The sequence below is a fragment of the Desulfosporosinus fructosivorans genome, from assembly GCF_004766045.1.
Taxonomy (GTDB): Bacteria; Bacillota; Desulfitobacteriia; order Desulfitobacteriales; family Desulfitobacteriaceae; genus Desulfosporosinus; species Desulfosporosinus fructosivorans.
Window position 1 is genome coordinate 1 of record NZ_SPQQ01000020.1, and the last position, 18,515, is coordinate 18,515.

Sequence of the window (18,515 nt, forward strand, 5' to 3'; positions counted from 1 at the left end):
TTGATATGTTTGGTGTTGAATAACACTAGGGAACGTGTCATTAAGACAATCAATCGATCGATCATTTAGCTAGCTTTGCTATGCTCCTTGACTGATTGTAAGTAGGAAAGGGTGCAAATTCTCGTATCTGCGAGATTTGCACTCTTTTTCCTTTGTCCAATTCTAGAAATCTCACTTCTTAAACTAAATGGAGTTCTATTTTTAATTCAGTAGATGAATTCTGCACAATCGTGAGACTCCCACTTCTAAACATTGGTACCCCGTAATTTGTTTTGGTCTTGAATTACGATACTAATCCCGCGCCTTTATAGGTAGAGGTTTGACGATACTTTCAACTGGAGAATATCGCCCGGGAGGAAATTATTATTAAATATACTGTTCCATGAACGAGTTCACTTTGCATAAGTATCTCAGTGATTAGAGCAATTGAGGTCTTACGCTATGTCTTTAGAAGCAATTGTGGCGATTATTTCATAATCAAAATTGCTAATGGTATTTCACTGCATTAGTACAGCAGATTGCAATTTGTAGACACCTTCGTGTACTGTACTCGGCCCGTGTGGCGTAGTCGTGGAGAGGGTAAAAGCCCTGAGGATATAGGGAAATCCGCAGGTCTTTTACCCATTAATGCTATTTAGAGGGCATCGATATATACATATAATTGGATTTATGTGACAAACAACTTCAAATGATAATTATTTCGTAATAGCTTAACCTGATTATGATAGGATTGACTTCGTTATAACCCGATGTTATTCTTAGTTCGTGAGAAGAATTTCACAAGGATATTAGACGTTGAAGGAGGAATTCGCAGCGTTTCTTGCCTACGATGGGCATCCGTTGCTGCATTTCAGTCGTGGAATCCCAGGCATTGAACCATTGAATACTAGTGTGAGCCAAAAGCATCAAAGCAAACTGAACGTTGACCACGGGTTAAACAAAAGCAATCTCTTATAAGTTAGAACTTATGTGTATTGAGATTGGAGGACAATCCTTTTACCGTGTACAAACTGGCACAAGTAGCTATGAAAATCGTTTTTGACATCAATACTTAGCTAGACCTGATTCATGGTTATGCTAGCCTTATTCTGAAAGGTGGGATTCATATGCACTTATCACGATTTAAATACATTCCTTTAATCGGGACCATTAGAAACTATAAAAAAGAATATATTAGTAAAGATATAATTGCAGCCTTGACAGTTGCAGTCGTAGTTATTCCCCAGTCTATGGCGTATGCTCTGATTGCGGGTGTTAGTCCAGTATATGGTCTATATACGGCTATTGTATCTACGATTTTTGCTTCTGCATTTGGAAGCTCGAAACACTTGATTGCTGGACCAACCAACGCTATTGCACTACTAGTAGCAGGCAGTATGAGCCCCTATATGGCACAAGAAAATGCCTATCAATTATTGTTTCTAATGACCTTTATTGTTGGCGCCTTACAGATACTCTTTGGAGTCATTAAGTTGGGTAAGGTAATCAATTTCGTGTCCCATTCCGTAATTATCGGGTTTACTGCAGGTGCAGGTGTTTTAATTGCGCTCGGTCAACTAAGTACCCTACTGAGCATATCTATAAAAGATTCATCACATATGTCAACCATCACGAAGTTTTATTACGTCTTAACCCACTTAAGCCAAACGAACTTGTATGCACTCGGACTTGGGGTTATGACAATGGTAATAATAGTGATTTGTAAGAGGATTAATAAAAGCTTACCCGGTGCCTTAATTGGAATTATCATACCAGTTATTTTTATTGTTATCTTTGCTTTAGATCAGAAGGGTGTCAAACTCACAGGCGCTATTCCATCCACATTACCTCCTTTCGTAATGGTACAGTTCAGCCTTGCAGGCGTTCAGGCTATGTTTGGTGGTGCGATAGCCATTGCTATCATTGGACTGGTAGAGGCCATATCAATTGCCAAATCCATTGGGACCACTTCGAGGCAGAAAATTGATGCTAACCAAGAATTTATTGGCCAAGGTATTGGAAATCTAGTTGGTTCTTTCTTTCAGAATTTTGCAGGATCAGGTTCCTTTACACGTTCTGCCATTAACTATCATAGCGGCGCAGCTACAAGAATTGCGGGAATCCTATCAGGTGTGCTTGTTGCGTTAGTTCTTGTATTCTTAGGTGGCTTTGCAAAGTATATCCCCAATCCTTGTCTTGCAGGCGTAATCATGGTTATTTCATACAACATGATTGACAAAAAGGAGATCGCCCATATTGTAAAAGCGGGTAAATTCAAGTCTGATTCTCTGGCCATGTGGGCAACCTGTTTAGCGACAATTTTCATGCCGCACCTGGATTTTGCAATTTACACGGGAATTGCCATTTCTATCATGTTGTATTTGAAAGATACCAATAAAGTACCTGTTAGAATTCTTATCCCGTCACAGGGAAAAGATTCACAAATTATTGAGAAGAAAATTGAATCGGTCAAAGGCAAAGTCGATATTTTAATTATTGAATTAGAAGGAAATCTATATTTCGGTTCTGCCGAAGATCTTGAAACAAAGCTTGATGGGTTAATCGATAAAGCTAAAGTTTTCATTTTAAGAATGAAATATGTTACGAGTGTCGATTTAACATCCCTTAATGCTTTGAAAATATTTTTTAGATCGGTAAAAGACGCAGGTGGTATCGTTATCATTAGTGGTGTAAAGTCAGAACTAAACTCATTGCTAAAAAATTCAAATGTAACGTCTGATATCGGCGAAGAAAACATTTTCATGACGGAGAATGAAATTTTTGCATCTTCCACTAACGCCTTAGAGAAGGCAAGATCAGCCATCAACTGTGATCCCACTGATAGTGGAGAAAAATCTGCCTCTTGTACACTACTAGAATCTGTTACAAATTTCAATGGAAGTACTGGTGGGACAAATAAGTCCACCGCTTCGTTATAAAAAAACTTTACCACATGTTTGACAAGCCATTAGACCAATCCAGCTATCTGCTGGCGACAAGCAAAATAGCAACGAACAAAACTACTTGTGACAGATGGTAACAGTTTAATAGTTATTGTCTCATCTGCAAAGTCCCGTTATAATGATCAGTAAGGATATACAGCCTGTTAGGCTGCACAATAAGCCTTATTCTTTTAGGAAAGGGGTATTGCCCATGAATGAGTCGAAATTTGATGTACTTCTTTATTCGGATGGATCTCAGCAGTCTTTTTCTGCGGCCGTCTACACTGCTACACTATTTAAGAATATGCCTAATATGCATTTAACCGTTGTGCAGGTACAAGAAAGTGATGAAGGTTCTAGCGGGGCAGAATATAGTTGGAAAGAAACCTGGCCAGTTAGCCCTACCGCGGATTGGATGAAACTCGTAATCGATGAATCTGATACAGTTGTCAAAAATCAATATAATGAGATCCTCAACAAAACTAACGAAATATTTACTAAGAGAGGACTGGACGTCAGTCACCAAGTGATATACTCTAATCCTAGTATTACTGATACAGTAGATGCACTCTTGGAATATGCAACAAAAAAGCAATTTAAATTGATCATTATGGGTACTCGCGGTCTTACCACATTAAAGGGATTGATTTTTGGTTGTTTGGCACATTCCGTTCTTAATAAGTCTACTATACCAGTATTGCTCATTAAGAAGCTGTCTCAAGAGTTCATTGACAGTTACTGTGCGGACAATTCTTAAACGTAATTTCGTCGCAAATAATGTAACCAACGTGTTGCTACTTATGCCCCATGGATTTCCATGGGGCATCTTATTGCTTAAAATACATTGCTGAAGATGGAAAATTACCCATTAGTGAGACCTCAACTATTACCATGGAAGTGGGACCCGTACTTTGCTTCGCTGGGGTAGATGTGCTACGGGCGGTTTAACCATAACTCGAGCGGATTGTGATACAATTGTCTTGAGTAACAATATAGCAACGTAAGGGTTGTTATGAATTGTGCATATAACTGCTTACAGCTGAAGGCAAAGTTATTCGAGTACTGGCGTATTGAATGATCATAACTTAAGAGTAATATGCCAGAAAAGACAACTGACTTTCATTAATTCTCGAAGAAGAAGTCTATTTCTTCTTCGAGAATTAATGATGATGCCGTTTTGTGTGATGCCCTATTTTTGATGAATCCGGGTAATGGATACCAAACTAATCAACAATATATTTTCGTAATAAGATATCGTGATTATGCCGGTATTGATTTCCTATAGACACGACTACGTCCATAATGCTAATCTTTAATTGTGAGTAAATACACATAGTTTGAAAAAAGGAGGTCAGAGCAGATATAGGAGCTTGCTATTCAAAGTTGTTTTTGAAATTATAAAGCTGCTGTTAAAGCCGCTAAGAAATTTTATCGTACTCATAAATGAAAGAATTCTTTCTTAGGTGTTGGTAGTATAAGAATTAGAAAGGTGGGGTTCCTAGTGTCCTGCTTATCACCTAATAACACTTTTCGAGAAGGTGACATCATGAAACAAGAATTGGGAAAAAGGAATTATCCGATATGGTTGATCATTAATCCAAAATACCCTGCAGTTCGCCATGATATTTGGAGACCTGTACTAGATGAGATACAGGATAGGGTATTTAGGGAATTTCAAACGAGAATAGAAACTTCAGATATTTATATTAGAAGTGCTGTTAACGATGGTGGAATAGTTCCTAATACACTAAATTGGTGGGGGAGGGAAGTAGCTAAAGAAATTGAATTTTATAGAGAGATTGTCCAGGAGCACAAACCGAAAATGATAATCTCTTTCGGTGCATTTCCTTATGAATTTACGAGACGAGTCTTTGAAGTAAAACCAGAAAAAGGACCTAAAGCTTGGAGCTCATCTATTATACAAGATGAATTTGAAAAAGCAATTGAAAACTTTGATATAAATCAAATTAATAGGATTCCCTTACTTCGTCGAGTCATTGCAACTGATAAGTTCATAGAAAATCGTAATTTTCTGTCTCGGACTGACCGAGAAACTTATTTCCAACACGTAGGCGCAAAAATCGCTGAAAAGATTATCGAGAACAAGGGAAATATGGATATTTGGATTAAGTGATCTAAATCAGCTAAAGTTCATTACGGAGATTTCGGTAACGAAAGTCTAAAGTGACGTTTATTACTGGTGACGCTAACGAAGGTGCATACTCCAAAGAGACTAACAGCCTGAAAATTACTAATGCCGTAAGCGCCTTGCCTTTAGAATAATTTGTAACTCACTTTCCGTTGAGCGAAGGAAGTGTTTATATTGAATAAGATACTTATCATTGATGATGAAGAGCATCTGTGTTGGGCTCTCGAGAAAGGCCTCCGCCAGGAAGGATATCAGGTGATAACTGCCACCCGGGGGAAAGAAGGCTTAGAACTAATTCAGAATGAAACACCTTCCTTAGTCATTCTTGATCTCAAAATGCCTGAAATGGATGGGTTAGAAGTATTGGTAAAGGCTAAAGACCTCATTCCAAAGCTTCCTGTAATTATGATAACTGCCCATGGGACTATTGACACTGCCATCGAAGCTATGAAACTAGGGGCAATTGACTATATTACTAAACCGTTTGACCTTGACGAGCTTAAGATCGTTGTAAAGCAGGCCTTAATGGTTAGTCGTTTACGGGAAGAAGTTGTTTTTCTACGTTCTGAACTAAACAAGAAACACGGTCGAATCTTAGGTAACAGTCCAGCGATACAAGAAGTTAACACTCTAATAGAGAGGGTAGCTGACAGTAATGCCACGGTATTAATTACTGGAGAAAGCGGAACAGGCAAAGAGGTTACCGCGTTGTCGATCCACAACCTAAGCTATCGCCGGGACAAATCCTATGTGCCTATCAACTGTGCAGCGCTACCAGAGTCGTTACTGGAAAGTGAGTTATTTGGACATGAGAAGGGCTCTTTCACAGGTGCTGTCGTACGAAAAATTGGCCGTTTTGAGCTGGCCGACAAAGGGACAATTTTCTTAGATGAAGTCACTGAAATGCCACTTTCTATGCAAGTAAAACTGCTGCGAGTTCTTCAGGAAAGGCAGTTTGAAAGGGTAGGTGGAACCGAAAGTATTAAAATAGATGTAAGGATTATTGCAGCTACTAATCGCGATCCTATGGATTGTATTAAAAACGGGACTTTTCGAGAAGATTTGTACTACCGATTAAATGTTTTGCCGATTCATATTCCACCCTTACGTTTGAGAACAGAAGATATCCCTTTATTGGTCATGCACTTTCTTCAAAAATTTAACCCCTCTCAGGAACAAATGATCTCTCCAGAAGCTATAGGTTTACTGATGAACTATGAGTGGCCTGGGAACATTCGAGAGTTGCAGAACGTAATTGAAAGATCTGTTATCCTCTCACGGGGAAATGACATTAAGATCAACCATCTACCAAAGGAAATTCAAAAACTTGAAAACCGAAAAAGCGCTGCCGATCAAGGTTTGATTCTTAATTTCCCAGACAAGGGGATTTCCTTTGATGAGGTCGAAAGAGAGCTGATTCTTAAGTCTCTTGAGAAAAGTAGAGGGAATCAAACAAAAGCGGCCCACCTGCTAGGTCTTACTCGATCGGCACTTCTTTATAGGGCTCAAAAGTACCAATTAAAGTTATAAAAATAACATTGACGATCTTATAGTCTTTGATCAGAGCTATATACCGGAGTAGATTAGTTATCAGAAACTGATTATGCTAATAATCAGTTTCTGATAGTTTTAAATAAAGCCGTTACGTTAGTCATGAGGATAATTTTATCCCACTCACTCCCACTTCTACAAGTGGGAGTGAGTGGGATCCTGTACTCCGCTTCAGTGGAGAGGGAACTTCGATTACTTCCAACGCAGTAACATCAAAAATTGAAACGCCTTTGAAATGAATTAGGAAAATTTTTGAGTCTGAGTATGAGTCACTCAATTTATTTTCAAGATCGGCCGAAGAACCAAAGCACAAGTTTCTTTCTAGTTGAAAGATAGAGATAGACTTACTTTCCCCGTTGACAATCTGTTCTACAAATTGACCGTCACCCCAATAACGCTCTAGGCAAATTCTTATTGATTTTTTTACATATTAATAATACTGCAATGGTAAAAATACCGATACCTAAAGCATGATAATTTTACATTTCCCAAATTTTTAAAACAGGCTACAACTTTACCACAGTTACTTGCTCCTGAACTTTATCATTGTTTATAGAGTGGAATTTCCGCATCACTTCAATAATTAGCCTGCTAGTTTCTATTTCATTATGAACATTACATGAGTCAAATACTTCTTGAACCCAGTCTGTGAATTGATTAGTAGTCATGAAAATCCCTCCTATGTGTTTATAGGTTTTTGAAACTACGATCTTGCTGTCTTTAACATTATTTATCTCTAGCTGTGTGGCCTATTTATACACAAGTATTCCCCTTTGTTTGTTTTCGAACACAAGTAAGTGTATTGTCTTGAATTCGAACTATTGGAGGGATTGAATTGTTAAGAATTCTAAAAAATAAATCCTTTGCAACACAAATTATGGTCACTGTTGCAGCCATCCTGTTAATCCCCATCCTGGTGATGACGTATGACATATTTTTTTCAGGTGCCAAAGATGAAATGCTCTTAAAAACAAAGGAAGAACGATTGGGTACCATGGTTAACGCAACAGTTCAGGGATTATCTGAAGTTCTGGACCGTTCCAATGTAGAATTCAACTCCCACCTCACAGCTATGGATATAAGCATAATCAGCAATGCCTTTGATGTAATTGCCAAACCATTGGCGGATGGAAACCCAGGAGTACGCTTGGGGCTATATATTCCTGAAACAAATGACCTTTACGTTTATGGTTTTCTCCACCAATACCGGCCTCAAACGCCTGAAGAAATGAAAGCAAGAGAGTATCGAATTTTAGACGAGGCTTCCTCGGGGCTTGTAGCTGTTAATGCAACTAAAAAACCACTTTCCCGTATCGCAGGCTCACTTGGTAACCAAGCGTTTGAATACTTAATGCCCGTTATGCAGCAGGGGAATTTAATTGCTATAGCCTGGGCAGACGAACAGGTTCATCCAGTATTTGCTCAGAGTAGGCAATTCAGTCTAATCACTCGAATCTTGACGCTGTTGGGACTGATCTTTGGCCTAGGAGCAGCTCTTTACGTCATTCATAACTTGGCTGCTGAAGTACAGCTGATCAAAAATGGAATCTTGGGTATGGAGGAAGATAGTGATAAAAGGTTACCTGCTATGCCAGGGGAAATTGGAGAAGTCGTCCAAGCTATTAACAATATGGCAGATAACCTAAAGAAAAAAAAGCGACTGGAAGAAGAATTAATGCGCTCCGAAAGGCTGGTAGCACTTGGTCGCCTTGTTACTGGAGTTGCACATGAATTAAGAAATCCCTTGGCGATTGTTAAAGCGACTGTCCAGGTTATGGAGGGAGAGTTTAAAAGCCAACAGGGATTGAAAGAATATTCTAAGGTTATTTGTGAGCAAATAGATCGGGGCAATAATGTTATTAAAGAGTTGTTAGATTTTGGCCGTCCTAGTAAACCTATCGTTAGTCCCACCGAGTTAAATCGATTGTTAGAATCCGTTCTAACGTTTACCTATCCAATGTTGCGGCAAAATAAAATTGAATTGGAGAAGAGGTTTGAATCTAATCTTCCTCTTGTAAACATTGACATGGACCGAATGAAACAGGTTTTTGTTAATTTAATTTTAAATGCTACCCAAGCAATGCAGGGTGGAGGTAAACTTATCATCGAATCAATTATCAAAGAAGAGGATATTGAAATTAATTTTATTGATTCAGGTTCCGGTATCGAGATCAATGATCTTCCGCGCGTTTTTGATCCCTTTTACACGACAAGAGACGATGGGGCTGGTTTAGGACTATCCATTAGTTATCAAATAATTCACATGCACATGGGTAGAATTTGGGTTTCTGAAACTTCCCCTAAAGGAACTACTATGACAGTAAGTATTCCCAAATCGAATACACTTCCATTAAGAACAGGTTTACCACTCTAATGATCATCAGAATAATGATGATCTTAACTCTCCTAATAGGATATCTGCCCGTTAGAGTGCATTATTATTTGGCGATGGTGAATTATTTATGGTTATGGTGAAGAATCCTGAACCATTATTTTTTTTCTAAATGGAGACCAATTAATAATTATTTTTTAGGTAAGACTTGGAGAAGCGCCGTTTATTAAATCCATATTTTGAGACTATCCTTGTTTTCAATGATCCTATCGGCAATCTTTGTTGCAACATCATGATAATGACTTTCGTTGTCTGTCCAATCTTTATTGTGCTTATAACTTTTAGTTGCTCGGCGAATTAAGGGAATCCAATTTGTTCGACTTATATCAAAGTTTGCAATTGATCGTTCAAATTCATCTCCTAAGTTACTAGTGCTCCAATACTTAGGCCCATTATTAGGAGTGATATCAAAGACACGCCTCACAAACTCATTTGTAATGGTACCGAAAGTAATTAGAAGTTTGGGTTGATGTTCAAGGATGCTTTTTCTTAACATCACAATTTCTTTGGCTACCTCTGCTTCAATTAAGGCATTAGGAACTCTGCCGATGTCGCTAAACGCACTCATCATGAAAATATTTCTACTATCAATTCTTGCATGAAGTTTACGATACACCTTGTCCTGAATTTCATACATTATTAATGCCCAAATATCGTGAATGTCATGGTAATGTTTGGGATTAACTAATAACCAAATCGGACAATCCTTATTTCCGGATACTATCTTCATTTTATCGACAACATAAGTAGAATAATTATTGAGTACTGAGCTGGACAAACGAATCCCACCTTTCTTTGTCTTAGTGCTACTCAAGTAATCATTTATGCAATTATCATGCCACCCATTTTACCCGTTTTGCGGATAAATTATGTGTGTTTTCAGACATCTAAAATGCTGAATAAGTAGATAAAGGAGTTCAAACTACTTTAAAAGAATCAAGATTCTCCTGATTGTGCGCTTGATAACAGGTATCTTCACTTGTGTTTGTTTATGAACAATTACAAGTGAGTTGTCTGTATTCATACTGCTAATGAGATATCATAAATGGAACCTCAAATTAAGGCATTTGGCCCCTACTGAGATAATTTTACTTTGAAAAATAAACGCTCCTAAGAGAAAATTTTCTCTTAGGAGCGTTTATTTCCATAATAGTTCTGATTGATTGAGAAAGGGGAGTGAGAAGATTCATTATTGTCTCTATGAATTGCAATAGAGAAGTTTCGGGAAGTGAACCCCTAGTTAGGCGCATATTTCACTTGTAATGAGGCGCAAAGAAGCATCGTGTTAATAATTTGAGCAAATATCACAGAAATTGTTCAAAGAACTTTGTATTGGCAATAGCGTAAAGCGATTAAGAGCATATTGATTTGCTATAGACGCGAAGCTAAGCTCAATGATAATCTTTGATTGTGAGCAGAGTCACATGATCAAAAGAAAGGAGGCTTGAGGAGTTTTATCACTTCTTTGAAATTTCTAAACTTTAATGGGTAAGGGTCTTAGTAATTGGCTGGTTATATGAACAAATAAATTGTATAAGTCTTGTAGTCAGAAAACATTTGAGATCAAAAAAAAGCAGCCTCGAAAGGCCGCTAAGAAATTTAATCGTAATACTATTATAACATGAAATTTGGAAAAGTGTATGATTTTGTTCAGTGTTGACTGTTAATAGCCATAAATGCTGAACAGATGGGCACCTAAACAAGAAAGAGGGGTGTACTAATAATGAATGGTAAGAATGCAAAACGCATTTTCTTTATTTTACTTGGCGTAGCATTATTTTTAGTATTCTTTTATGCTCCACAGTTTGGACCTGCGGTAGATCCTTCCGGTAAAGCTTTTGCGTTAAGCCAACAAGGTAAAGCAGCGATCGGTTTGTTTTTTCTAGCCAGTATATGGTGGGTATTTGAGGTAACTCCCATCGGCGTCACCAGTCTAATGATTGGTGTTGTTCAAGCTTTATTCCTTATACGTCCTGCAAAGGAAGCGTTTAGAGATTTTATGGATCCCACGGTAGTGTTTATTTTAGGATCACTATTAATCGGTTTAGCGTTCACCAAAGCGGGTATTACTAAGAGAATTGCCTATAAAATGTTAGACGTTGTCGGTGAAGATACCCGAAAGATTCTATTAGGGGTCTTTGTTATCACTGCATTATTAACCCATATCATGGCTCATACGGCCGTGGCAGCAACGATGTTTCCAATTTTAGTGACTATTTTGTCCTTGTATAATGGTGATAATCACGACGGCAAGCCCACCAAGTTTGGTAAGGCCTTATTCATAGGGATGGCTTACACTGCTGGTGCGGGAAGTATCTGTACCCTTCTTGGTGGTGCTCGTAACCCAGCGGCAGTAGGTTTTTATACAGAGTTTACAGGGAAAGAAGTTTCTTTTGTCGACTTTTCCATTCATTTAGCTCCCTTTGGTTGGGCAACAGTATTTCTGATTTGGGCATTGTTAATGGTCATTTATAAGCCAGAAAAATCTCATATCCCCGGCTTGCGTGCTAAAGCCAAATCAGAGTATGCAAAACTTGGTCCTATTAGCAAACAGGAAAAATTTGTAGGGACTGTTGTTTTCTTCGCTTTGGCTATGCTTGTATTGCAAGCAATTATTCCTGCTTTAAAGACCATGGACCGTTCAGTCCCGTTGCTAATCGCAGGAATATTATTCTTCCTCGCCAATGTATTGACAGTTGAAGATCTGGAGAAGAAAATCCCTTGGAACATTGTCTTATTATTCTCTGGTGCTATGAGTATTGGTTTCTGTCTATGGCAGACAGGCGCAGCTCAATGGATTGCGATCAAGTGGTTAGGAATGTTGGCTGGCGCACCTTGGTTGGTGTTCTTGATAGCTGTCTGCTTCTTGGTAATGATTATGACAAACTTTATTATGAATGTGGCCGCTATTGCCATTACCCTGCCGGTGGCACTCGTTATGGCTCAATATTTAGGAGTTAATCCAGAGTTGGTCCTCTACGGTGCGACCGCAATGGCTGGTATGCCTTTCTTACTACTGATTGGCGCAGCTCCTAATGCTATGGCTTATGAATCTAAACAGTTTACTACAGGAGAATTTTTTGTGAGTGGTATTCCGGCCAGCGCTTTAATCATGGGCGTCTTAGTACTCATGACATTTACCTACTGGCCATTAGTTGGTTTGTCTCCACTTATAAGGTAGTAAGTAGTTAAAACTGATACACTTAGGTCGTCGATCTAGGTGTATCAACTTCTTTGCTGGACTATTTATCTTGGTTGGAGGATTGGAACATGTCGGAGTCATAGAGTGGATAGCACTAGAGGGCTTAAAACTTACCGGTGGAGCGATGTTGCCTACTGGAATGTTAATCCTTTGGCTCTCTGCTATTGCCTCGGCCTTTGTAGATAATATTCCTTTTGTGGCGACGATGATCCCCTTGGTTGAGGATATGGGACGCTTTGGTGGTATTCCAGACCTTAACCCTCTCTGGTGGTCATTATCCCTTGGCGCTTGAGTAACCAATTTTAAAAGGTGTGAAAGGTGGGAATTCGTTGTCCGGCTTTGCACGCGATAAATATATACCTTTAGTTAATAGAGATTTAGGAGATCGAAACTATCCAATTTGGCTATTAATTAATCCAAAATACCCAGATGTTGTCAGCGATATTTGGAGACATGTCTTAGATGAGATTCAGGACAAAGTCTATCGAGAAATACATGCTCGAATCGACACTTCAAATATTTACATCCGGAGTGTAGTCAGTGATTGTGGAATAGTTCCTAATACATTAAATTGGTGGGGAAATGAAGTAGCCACAGAAATAAAGTCATTAAGGGAAATTATTCTTGAATATAATCCCAAGATGTTGATTTCCTTTGGTGCGTTTCCCTATGAATTTGTTAGGCGTGTCTTCGAGAGCAAACCAGAAAAGGGACCTAAGTATTGGGGTGCGTCAATTTTAAAGGATGAATTTGAACGATCACTTAAGAAGTTTGATGTTATCCAGACTAATATGATTCCCTTGCTTCGCCGAGTGATTACCAGTGACAAGTTAATAAAATCAGATGATTCTTTCAGTGGTAGTGACCGCCAACAACAATACTTTCAGGATGTTGGAACAAAGATTGCGGAAAAGGTTATTCAGAACAGGGCTAGTCTAGATATCTGGATGAAGTAAATTCAAAACACATTTTTTAGAATTGAGGGGATGGACAATGGAAGTTAAATATGTGGCTACTATTGATTTCACATCTCTCCATGCTTTGAACACATTTATTAGGATTGTAAAAGAAGTCGGTGGAAGTGTTTCAATCAACGGAGATAGGCCGGATAAAGGTTCAACGTTAGAAAATCTGATTATTGTTCCTCAAAGCGATTCGGAGACTATTTTCAGTACTGATATTAAGATTTATGCTGCATCAACTATCGATTTAGAGAGGGCCAACGCGGTTTTGAATTGTGAAATGGCCGATAAGGAAGAGAAATCAGTCGCGAGTACTCTACTAGAGTCGGTTAGTAATTTTACAGGAGTACGCCCACGAACGCAGTAAGACCGTAATGACTAGATTCGTCATTCGCTAAAAGTACCTTCCGAGAAAACTATCTGCTTGTTTTAACTGGTACGGATCTCCACCGCAATCCAAGAAGCGCTCATAATGATAGACCCAATTATCAATTTCTGGGATTACTTCTTTCCATGAACTAATCCCTAAAATCTTGTAATACCAATACATCATTTGAGAGTTAGCAAGCTTTGAAGAGTTACAATATTTCTTTTCAAATTCTAAAAGTAATTCGAGAGATTCCTTGGAGTTTTCCATGCATCAGTTCTCCCTTCTACGATGCTTGCTTAGACCTTTTCTCATTAAATGATAGCGTTTACCAGTAGTGGATAGCATTGCGCATTTTTAGAGATATTATTACCACGGCCACATACTTTGAGCCTTTAAGTTGTTTTCTGTCCCGTGAATTTACCATTGTAGAAATTGATTATAAGCATTTTGTTTTGCTATATACGTGATTTTAATCCGATGATAATCTTTAATTGTAAGGATAGTGAACAAACAGGAAGAAAAAGGAGGCTGACTTAAGAAAGTAAAAAAGGCAGTCCAGTGAAGAAGTAAAAATTTTGATATTATCATTTTGCTAAAATATAAAAAGCTGCCTCAAAAGGTCGCTAAGAAATTTAATCGCGTTTCAGATTACAACAGTTAAGGATTGAAGAAAATTACCACACTTACCATTTCGCTTCAAGTGAAAGGAGGGTTATCAATGAGAGAAGAATCCCTTGATTATGGGGTAAGATACACTCGGGGCAAGTTTTTAAAGGTTGTAGCAGTGTCTCGATCAGAGGGTAATCGTAATTTCAAGTTTGAACTATTAAATAATCGGGTTAGAGCTAGACGTCCTGTGGCTACTCTGAGCACAAGTGTAGGAACCGTTCTCCAAGAAGGTATGGTCAAACGTGCATTTTATGCTACCTTGGAGATCAGACCAGATGTTCCATTTAGTCAGGAGGAATTAAATGATTTACCAACTGACGTTGCTACACTAATGATTCAGGAGTTAGGTGGGAACCCCTCAGAAGAAGTTTTTATTATCCAAATAACTTGCCCGGTCAGAGATAGTTTCGACAAAAAGAAAGCAAACGTGATTTCAGAATCCTGGATGAGCGGAGTAATCGATATGAATCACTACAATATTCTTTCCAACAATGCCCCAGTCGCATCTTCAGGATACTAAGATTAGATTTAAGAAGAGTCGCCCCAAATACTGAGTATCTCGTCCATTATGGAAATTGGGCTATTTATAATAACCTTGCAGGTCAGTCAAGCTGACTTGTAGAATTAATAAAATCATCTGAGATTATTTTGAAGTGTTGCATGGCGACACTTCATTTTGCGTTTTAGAGAAAGGTTTGAGCTATCGAATTCTTAGACCCTACTTTAATCATAATTATATTTCTGTTTTATCCGAGTGGGTTGTTGGTATTTTGATTAAAAAGATTTGGTTTTTGTAATGCAATAAAATGGTGTACAAAATAATGGCTGCGAAAAGGTACCGACGTACTACTTAATGCAACTGAAAAGCTAAAAGGGCATTTGCTCTGGGTGCTTTCATTAATCCAAACCCTTAAGAATCAAGTGCTTTGCTATACAGTAATCGTCAACTTCGGAGAAAATAGCTTTGATTTATTAAATGAATGAAAAGCGCTAAGTAGAGTAACTCGGCTTGTTTCTTTTACAAAAACAGCGATATCTCAGCCTTTTTACAGATCTTAAGTAATTTTGCTATAGAAATCCTTGATTATAGAGATACGATTACACTATAGACAGCATTCGAATGCAATGTTACTCTTTACTTGTGAAAGGAAGTTCGAAGGAAAGGAGAGTAGATGTTTGCCCCTTATAATTGAGGAGGACCAGAATATGATACATCTTTGTAGCGCATAGGCGAAATCTTAGCCTTAGTTTTGTCCTATAAATCACAAATTAGGGACAGTCATCAGAGTAGCTATGAAGTAAGATGAGGTACCTCTTTAAGAAAAAAGCAGCCTATAAAAGGCCGCGAAAGTAATTTCTCATTAGTTATTATATCATAAACCTTCAGAAAAGTGAGGACGTGTAATAACTAAAATCTTATTTTTATTAAAAGAGAACAACATTGGAGGAGGGAAACATTAGAATGAAAAGTTTATACAACTCCTTTATGTACGCATCTAGGGCTCACGCCCAGTGGGAGATTGAAACGTCTTTTAGCATTATCAAAAATCGCAAGAAATTATTAATATTGTTCATAATGGCTCTGCCCTTACTCATCCCGGCAATGGCTCATGCGGCAGCTACTCTACCAGCTTTCATTGGCGGTAAAGCAGCCTTCGGACCATCCTTTTTTTCACCTGCAACTTTTTATGGCTCCATAGCAGTGGGTGTCATTGCTGGCCTAATTACAGGGTGTATAGGTGCAGGGGGGGGCTTTGTTATCACCCCAGCACTGATGAGCCTAGGAGTTAAGGGTATATTGGCAGTAGGTACCGACATGTTTCACATCTTTGCGAAAGCTATCATGGGCACAACCCTACACAAGAAAATGGGTAACGTTCATGCGGGTCTCGCCATCGCCTTTCTGGTTGGTTCGGGACTGGGAGTTACAGGCGGCGGTACAATAAATCGTGCATTATATAACTTTAATCCTATAATGAGTGATTTCGTAATAAGTTCGATATACGTGATTCTGTTGGGATTCCTGGGTATCTTCTCACTGAGCGAGTATCTTGGTTCTAGGAAAAATGCTCCTAAGGACGGTGGCGATGCTCACGGCGGCCCGGAAGAAATGACAGCCCTAGGAGCAAAGTTGCAATCCATTAATCTTGCTCCTATGATTAAATTCGATGAGAACGTAGTCCCCGGCGGGAGAAAGATATCAGGTGTTTTTGTAGCACTTTGCGGTGCTGTGACAGGCTTTTTAGCCTCCATCCTAGGTGTTGGCGGTGGTTTTGTTACCTTCCCAATGTTTGTATACGGACTGGGAATTTCCACCGCAACAACTGTGGGTACAGATATATTCCAGATTATTTTTACAGCTGGTTACGGTTCCATAGCGCAGTATGCGATCTACGGTTATGTGTTCTACACACTTGCCATGGGTATGCTACTAGGTTCGCTATTCGGGATCCAAATAGGCGCTATTACCACCAAAGTGGTCCCTGGCACCCAGATTAAGGCCTTCTACGCATTAGCAATATTGGCTGGTTTTGTCAACAGACTATTTGCTCTGCCGGAGAAATTAACACAAATGGGCTATATCACCCTATCAGCATCCGCTGGTGCGTTAATCACCAAGATTGGAGTATGGTTATTCTTCGGCCTAGTTTCCTTCTTCGCCATCTGGATCATCGGCACATTTATTATTAATGTACCGAAGCTCCGAGCCGAGTCGGCTGCGGATAATGATGTCAATTTAAGCAAAGGGGGTGTTTCCCAATGAGTTTAGTTCGAAACAAAAAGACTTTTTCCATCGGTCTAGTTATGATCTTGAGTTTTGTACTATGCTATGTTGGCATGATGTCCCCAAACTTCGGTAACGGCAGGAATGGTCTACAATACGCTGATGATATGTTTAACTCTTTATCTAAGGGCTCAGCCTATTTCATCAAGGACGCACAAAAAGTTGCTGATGGTCAAAAGGGAAAACCCATCAACCTTACGATTAAAGCTTCATCTGCAGAAGACGCCGTAAAATGGGGTAAATTGTACACTACAGCAGGTGCAACTGTGACGGTTAAAGATGCTTCGGTGACCATCGACGGAGATTATGGCAAAATCCTAGGAGCCGTCGTAGCTGACAGCGACTTCATGTATCACAATGATAGTAAAGCATTGGAAACAAAATATGGTTATGATGGCCGTGAAGCAACCAACAACTGGAACAATTCCTTAAAGAAAATTGACGCCGCACTGAAATCTAAAGCGCAGTTCCAAGAGGAATTTGACTTGGTCAAAGTTCAACAAAAGGCACTTGAGCCAGCCTACAACTACTACGGAGTTGAAATAAAGAAGGTTAGCGAAAATACAACTGCTCTCGCCTTCCTACTCTGCTTCTACCTTATATATACTGTGTGGTACGGCTTTGGACTGTTTTATCTCTTTGACGGCCTAGGGATAACGGTTAGTAAACCGAAAAAGAAGGCAGCTTAAATAGACGTCTTTCTGTAATAGTCCAATATAATGTCTGACTAACCTTTTGCTACAACTAGTGGCACAAATGGAGCATCATCAGTTGTGGCAAAAGGTTTATATTTTAGCAAAAATGCATTTTTATATCCCGTATTTAGTTAGTACCGCCTTACTCTGTTAATGAGGGGATTGAGAGATGTTGAAGAGAGAGTCGGGGGAAAGGGAATATCCAATTTGGATATTATTTAATCCAAAACATCCTATTAGCCATGACAATTGGACACCTGTATTAGATCAGATTCAGGACAAAGTATATAGAAAATTGAACACTAGAATTGATTCTTCGGATATTTATTTTAGGAATGCAGTTAGAGATATCAGCATTGTTCCCAATACTTTAAATTGGTGGGGACCCGAAGTAGCTAAAGAAATTGAGATGTTCAGAGAAATTGCCTTGAAGTACAAACCTACCATTCTATTTTCATTTGGTGCCTTTGCTTTTGAATTTTTGAGGCGTGTTTATGAAATTAAACCTGAAAAAGGACCTAAGTCTTGGAGTACTTCACTCTTAGGCGATGAATTTGAAAGATCAATGGAGAACTTTGATATTAACAAAACTAATATTATTCCCTTACTTCATCGAGTGGGGGTTAGTGCAAGCTTCCTTGACACTCAAAATTACTTCTGTAGAAAAGACAGCGAGAATTACTATCATTATGTTGGGTCTAGATTAGCAGAAAAGATTATTGAAAACAAGGATCGTCTTAATATATGGATTAAACATTCGCCAGTTTCCAATAATGCCACCTGTATCTCACCTTAGTGTTTCATTATTTAGGAAAGGGG

Annotated in this window: 17 protein-coding genes and 1 pseudogene; 14 read left to right on the forward strand and 4 right to left on the reverse strand. The window is 38.8% G+C overall.

The window, feature by feature from the left end; translation table 11 throughout:
• The first annotated feature begins 795 nt into the window (after positions 1 to 795).
• The 5 genes from E4K67_RS29975 to E4K67_RS27090 all read left to right on the forward strand — a co-directional run bounded on the left by E4K67_RS29975 (position 796) and on the right by E4K67_RS27090 (position 6,600).
• Positions 796 to 957, forward strand: coding sequence for a hypothetical protein (locus E4K67_RS29975; RefSeq protein WP_158408592.1), 162 nt, complete (start codon positions 796 to 798; stop codon positions 955 to 957).
• 149 nt (positions 958 to 1,106) lie between these two features.
• Positions 1,107 to 2,918, forward strand: a complete 1,812-nt coding sequence (locus tag E4K67_RS27075; RefSeq protein WP_135552499.1) for a SulP family inorganic anion transporter — start codon at positions 1,107 to 1,109, stop codon at positions 2,916 to 2,918.
• A 214-nt stretch (positions 2,919 to 3,132) separates the two neighbouring features.
• Entirely contained in the window at positions 3,133 to 3,678 is a 546-nt protein-coding gene (locus tag E4K67_RS27080; RefSeq protein ID WP_135552501.1) for a universal stress protein, read from the forward strand.
• Positions 3,679 to 4,467: 789 nt separating this feature from the next.
• Positions 4,468 to 5,055: a hypothetical protein gene (locus tag E4K67_RS27085; protein WP_243454651.1), complete on the forward strand. Its 588-nt coding sequence runs from the start codon at positions 4,468 to 4,470 to the stop codon at positions 5,053 to 5,055.
• Positions 5,056 to 5,241: 186 nt separating this feature from the next.
• Positions 5,242 to 6,600 (forward strand): sigma-54-dependent transcriptional regulator, encoded by a 1,359-nt coding sequence (locus E4K67_RS27090; RefSeq protein WP_135552571.1) that lies wholly within the window; start codon positions 5,242 to 5,244, stop codon positions 6,598 to 6,600.
• Between the two features lie 121 nt (positions 6,601 to 6,721).
• On the opposite strand, the gene E4K67_RS31395 is transcribed toward E4K67_RS27090, so the two are convergent.
• Positions 6,722 to 7,036: an STAS domain-containing protein gene (locus E4K67_RS31395; RefSeq protein WP_338031922.1), complete on the reverse strand. Its 315-nt coding sequence runs from the start codon at positions 7,034 to 7,036 to the stop codon at positions 6,722 to 6,724.
• A 91-nt stretch (positions 7,037 to 7,127) separates the two neighbouring features.
• Positions 7,128 to 7,289, reverse strand: a complete 162-nt coding sequence (locus E4K67_RS30335) for a hypothetical protein (RefSeq protein ID WP_199242667.1) — start codon at positions 7,287 to 7,289, stop codon at positions 7,128 to 7,130.
• 167 nt (positions 7,290 to 7,456) lie between these two features.
• Between E4K67_RS30335 and E4K67_RS27100 the strand changes: the two genes are divergently transcribed.
• A complete protein-coding gene (locus tag E4K67_RS27100) occupies positions 7,457 to 8,995 on the forward strand; it encodes an ATP-binding protein (RefSeq protein WP_135552505.1) in 1,539 nt (512 codons plus the stop codon).
• A 184-nt stretch (positions 8,996 to 9,179) separates the two neighbouring features.
• Here E4K67_RS27100 and E4K67_RS27105 read toward each other — a convergent pair whose 3' ends face one another.
• The gene (locus E4K67_RS27105; RefSeq protein WP_135552507.1) at positions 9,180 to 9,791 is read right to left on the reverse strand and encodes a hypothetical protein; all 612 of its coding nucleotides are present in this window, start codon (positions 9,789 to 9,791) and stop codon (positions 9,180 to 9,182) included.
• 945 nt (positions 9,792 to 10,736) lie between these two features.
• Between E4K67_RS27105 and E4K67_RS27110 the strand changes: the two genes are divergently transcribed.
• From E4K67_RS27110 to E4K67_RS27125, 4 genes and pseudogenes are all read left to right on the forward strand, one after another.
• On the forward strand, positions 10,737 to 12,194 hold the full coding sequence (locus E4K67_RS27110) for an SLC13 family permease (protein WP_135552509.1): 1,458 nt from the start codon (positions 10,737 to 10,739) through the stop codon (positions 12,192 to 12,194).
• Between the two features lie 43 nt (positions 12,195 to 12,237).
• Positions 12,238 to 12,504: pseudogene (locus tag E4K67_RS31230) on the forward strand (SLC13 family permease); the annotation flags it as partial.
• A gap of 40 nt (positions 12,505 to 12,544) precedes the next feature.
• Positions 12,545 to 13,171 (forward strand): hypothetical protein, encoded by a 627-nt coding sequence (locus tag E4K67_RS27120; RefSeq protein WP_135552511.1) that lies wholly within the window; start codon positions 12,545 to 12,547, stop codon positions 13,169 to 13,171.
• Positions 13,172 to 13,208: 37 nt separating this feature from the next.
• Complete coding sequence (locus tag E4K67_RS27125) at positions 13,209 to 13,544, forward strand: hypothetical protein (protein WP_135552513.1); 336 nt, start codon at positions 13,209 to 13,211, stop codon at positions 13,542 to 13,544.
• Between the two features lie 27 nt (positions 13,545 to 13,571).
• On the opposite strand, the gene E4K67_RS27130 is transcribed toward E4K67_RS27125, so the two are convergent.
• A complete protein-coding gene (locus E4K67_RS27130) occupies positions 13,572 to 13,814 on the reverse strand; it encodes a hypothetical protein (protein WP_135552515.1) in 243 nt (80 codons plus the stop codon).
• Positions 13,815 to 14,265: 451 nt separating this feature from the next.
• On the opposite strand from E4K67_RS27130, the gene E4K67_RS27135 reads away from it, so the two are divergent.
• The 4 genes from E4K67_RS27135 to E4K67_RS27150 all read left to right on the forward strand — a co-directional run bounded on the left by E4K67_RS27135 (position 14,266) and on the right by E4K67_RS27150 (position 18,492).
• Positions 14,266 to 14,736 carry a hypothetical protein gene (locus E4K67_RS27135; RefSeq protein ID WP_135552517.1) on the forward strand — a complete coding sequence of 157 codons (471 nt, stop codon included), beginning with the start codon at positions 14,266 to 14,268 and terminating at the stop codon, positions 14,734 to 14,736.
• A 942-nt stretch (positions 14,737 to 15,678) separates the two neighbouring features.
• Positions 15,679 to 16,980, forward strand: coding sequence for a sulfite exporter TauE/SafE family protein (locus E4K67_RS27140; protein ID WP_135552519.1), 1,302 nt, complete (start codon positions 15,679 to 15,681; stop codon positions 16,978 to 16,980).
• Positions 16,977 to 17,690 carry a hypothetical protein gene (locus E4K67_RS27145; protein WP_135552521.1) on the forward strand — a complete coding sequence of 238 codons (714 nt, stop codon included), beginning with the start codon at positions 16,977 to 16,979 and terminating at the stop codon, positions 17,688 to 17,690. The genes E4K67_RS27140 and E4K67_RS27145 overlap by 4 nt, the downstream gene beginning before the upstream one ends.
• Positions 17,691 to 17,865: 175 nt before the next feature.
• Positions 17,866 to 18,492 carry a hypothetical protein gene (locus tag E4K67_RS27150; protein ID WP_135552523.1) on the forward strand — a complete coding sequence of 209 codons (627 nt, stop codon included), beginning with the start codon at positions 17,866 to 17,868 and terminating at the stop codon, positions 18,490 to 18,492.
• The last annotated feature ends 23 nt before the right edge of the window (positions 18,493 to 18,515 follow it).